4 protein-coding genes are annotated in these 3,326 nt (G+C 65.2%); 2 read left to right on the forward strand and 2 right to left on the reverse strand.

Annotation, left to right across the window (positions count from 1 at the left end):
- Positions 1 to 129 precede the first annotated feature (129 nt).
- A complete protein-coding gene (gene nucS, locus AC5RWX_RS31595) occupies positions 130 to 825 on the reverse strand; it encodes an endonuclease NucS (RefSeq protein WP_494100137.1) in 696 nt (231 codons plus the stop codon).
- Between the two features lie 114 nt (positions 826 to 939).
- Here nucS and AC5RWX_RS31600 point away from each other — a divergent pair, with 114 nt between their 5' ends.
- Both AC5RWX_RS31600 and AC5RWX_RS31605 read left to right on the forward strand, forming a co-directional pair.
- The gene (locus AC5RWX_RS31600; protein ID WP_494100138.1) at positions 940 to 1,296 is read left to right on the forward strand and encodes an Rv1322 family protein; all 357 of its coding nucleotides are present in this window, start codon (positions 940 to 942) and stop codon (positions 1,294 to 1,296) included.
- A gap of 34 nt (positions 1,297 to 1,330) precedes the next feature.
- Positions 1,331 to 2,131: an alpha/beta hydrolase gene (locus AC5RWX_RS31605; RefSeq protein ID WP_494100139.1), complete on the forward strand. Its 801-nt coding sequence runs from the start codon at positions 1,331 to 1,333 to the stop codon at positions 2,129 to 2,131.
- A gap of 37 nt (positions 2,132 to 2,168) precedes the next feature.
- On the opposite strand, the gene AC5RWX_RS31610 is transcribed toward AC5RWX_RS31605, so the two are convergent.
- A partial coding sequence (locus AC5RWX_RS31610; protein WP_494100140.1) for an AI-2E family transporter occupies positions 2,169 to 3,326 on the reverse strand: 1,158 nt, incomplete at its 5' end.

Genomic DNA, 3,326 nt, shown 5'->3' on the forward strand with positions numbered 1-3,326 from the left:
GATGTCTTCGGTTTAGGTGTAGAAACTGATAAATTTTGGGTTCAATTCTGCTGATTGACCTTGTCAGAGCCGTATAAGGGCAATTCAAGACCCAACAACCGGGTGCGGGAGCGGCAGGAGGAGCGTCGGTCAGAAAAGCCGGGATTCGCTGTCGTCCACGCCGCGCATCGCGTCGTAGTCAAGGGTGACGCAATCGATCCCGCGGTCGTTGGCCAGGACCTTGGCCTGCGGCTTGATCTGCTGCGCGGCGAAAATGCCCCGGACGGGGGCCAGCAGCGGGTCGCGGTTCAGGAGTTCAAGGTACCGCGTGAGCTGCTCCACGCCGTCGATGTCGCCTCGGCGCTTCAGCTCAATAGCCACGGTGGTACCGCGCGCATCGCGCGCCAGGATGTCTACCGGTCCGATGGCGGTGAAATACTCACGGCGGATGAGGGAGTAGCCCTCACCGAGCGTTTCAATCTGTTCCGCGAGGAGCCGCTGCAGGTCCGCCTCCACACCGTCCTTGATCAGGCCTGGATCCACGCCGAGGTCGTGGGAGGAGTCACTGATTTTCCCGTGGATGTTGATGATGAGCCGGTCGTCAGTCTTGGCCGACTGCACTGTCCACTGCTCGATGACGCCCAGTTCCAGGTCCACGTCCTCCGGGGAAGAGACCCGCATCGTTGCCGGCGGGCTCATCCAGTTAAGCGGCTTGTAAGAGCCGCCGTCCGAGTGGACCAGGACAGAGCCGTCAGCCTTGACCAACAGGAGCCTGGTGGCAAGGGGGAGATGGGCTTTGAGCCGGCCAACGTAATCAACAGAGCATCTGGCTATGACAAGTCGCACGCCGTACAGACTACCGGCTGCTGCCGCCGGTACCTGCCCCGGGCAAGTCCTGCAGGAGGAGTGGTTCCCGCCCAGCCGCGCCGGCGGAGGCGGGTGCTGGGGCAGAATGGATGCATGCCGCGTTCCAACCGTCCCCGCCGTCCCGTGTCCGGAAAAGCCGGGACTGGTTCGGGTAGGGCTGCCGGAAAGAAGGGGAGCGGTGAGGTCCCTGAGCTTGACCTGGAACGTGCCCGGGCAGGCATCGCCCGGCGGGAAAGCGCTCCCGACGGCGAATGGATGGTCCGCACCATGACGGCCAGGAACGCGGAGAAGACGTACATCTGCCCGGAGTGTTCCACTGCGGTGCTGCCGGGGGTTGCGCACCTGGTGGTTTGGAAGGACGACCACCTCTTCGGCGCTGCCGCGGGGCTGGCGGAACGGCGCCATTGGCACACCAACTGCTGGATGACCCGCAGTTACCGCTACCGGTAGGGGGCCGGGCCGCGCTGTCGCTAAGCTGGCAGGCATGACTTTTGATCCGGCGTCGTATGAATTCAGCCAGTCCACCGGTCCCGCTCCCATCCGTGCCGCCACTGTCCTGCCCGCCCGGCGCGAAAACGTGGAGCTGCAGACGGAGGACGGCCATACCCTGGTGGGCGAACTGGCGCTGCCGGAGTCCGGGCCCGTGAAGGCCACCCTGATTACCCTTCACCCGCTGCCCACCCACGGCGGTTTTATGGATTCCCACGTCTACCGCAAGGCCTCCTACCGGCTGCCCGCGCTCGCCGGCATCGCGGTGCTGCGGTTCAACACCCGCGGTACCGGATCACCGCGGGGTACCAGTACGGGGACGTTCGAGGAGGGTGTTGGTGAGCGGCACGACGTGGAGGCGGCGGTCCGCTTCGCCGTCGAACGCGGCCTGCCCAACCGGTGGCTGGTGGGCTGGTCCTTCGGCACCGAACTTGCCCTGATGTACGGGGCCACGGAACCGGTCGCCTCGCAGATCGAGGGCGCCGTGCTGCTGTCCCCTCCGCTGCACCGGGCCAAGGACGAACACCTTCTGCAGTGGGCGCAGTCCGGAAAGCCGCTCAAGGTACTGGTACCTGAGCACGATGACTATCTCCAGCCGGAGGCCGCAGCAGCGCGCTTCAGCCTGGTGCCCCAGGCCGGCGTGGTGGGCGTCAAGGGCGCCAAGCACCTGTGGGTGGGGGAGAAGTACGCAGGACGCGTGCTGAACGAGATTGTTGAAGAGGTTACCGGTGCAGCCGCCGGGGGCACCGGCCTGCCGCAGGAATGGGACGGGCCGGTGGCCACAGCTCCGGCCTAGGCCGGAAGCATCAGCCCCGGAACACCAGGTCCTGGGGTCAGTGCTTGTCCTGCCGCACGATGTAGATTTCCCGGATCAGCAGCAGGACAGCGGCCGCCGTCGGAATGGCGATCAGGGCGCCGAGGACACCGAGCAGGCTGCCGCCGGCGATGACGGAAATAACCGCCACCGCCCCCGGTACCGCCACGGCCTTCTGCATGATGCGCGGGGAGATGAAGTACGCCTCGAACTGCAGGTAGGCGAAGTAGCACACGGCGTAGACAGCGGCCGTCTGCCAGCCTTCAGTGAGCGCGATGAGGACTACCAGCACACCTGCGATCAGACCGCCGACCAGGGGGATAAAGGCGAGCAAGGCCACCACAAACGCCAGCAGAAGGGCGAAGGGGATCCCCACGATTGACATCACGATGAAGGCAAAGGTGGCATTGAGCAGGGCCACGCAGGCCTGCCCGATGACATAGTTGCCCACCGACCGCGTGATCTCCTCGGACAAAGCCTCCACCCGGGCACGGCGGGAACGCGGCGCCAGCCGGTAGCCCCACTTTTTCATGGCCGGCAGGGCGGCCAGGAAGTAAAGGCTCAGCACCAGGACAATCAGGGTGCCGAACAGGCCGTTGGCCACCGTTGAGCCGAAGGTCACCACGCCGCCGAAAATGCCGCCCACTGCAGCAGGGTCGTTAACGAACTTGTCCAGTTCCTCCGTGAGCCGGTCTCGGACGCCGAACTGGTCGTCAAGGCTGCGGAAGAACTCGGAATCGATGAAGTCCCGCACCCAGATGGGCGCCTGCTGGACGATCTCCGTTACCTGCTCAACGATCGTGGGGATCAGGGTGGCGAAGAATCCGACGACGGCACTCACCAGGACCGTGACGGACACCAGGATTCCTGCCGGGCGGGGGATCTTCCGGCTCTCCAGCCAGCCCACCACGGGCTCCAGCCCAAGGGCAATGAACAACGCCGCAATAATCCACAACAGCAGCTGCGTAGTGTTGGATCCGATCCAGTAAACCAGCAGGGCCAGCCCCACGCCCACGGTGCCCATAAAACCCATATAGAGGGGATGCTGCGGCGACATCCGGGGCCCGGGATCACCGAACTGGGGCTCCACTTCGCCGGGCTGGTGGCCAACCTGGTTGTCCTGGTGCAAGTATTCCGGCGGCATTTCGAAGCGGAGCCTCGGCTGGGCCCCCGGCAG

It is taken from the genome of Arthrobacter sp. SPT-J7, from assembly GCF_059089965.1.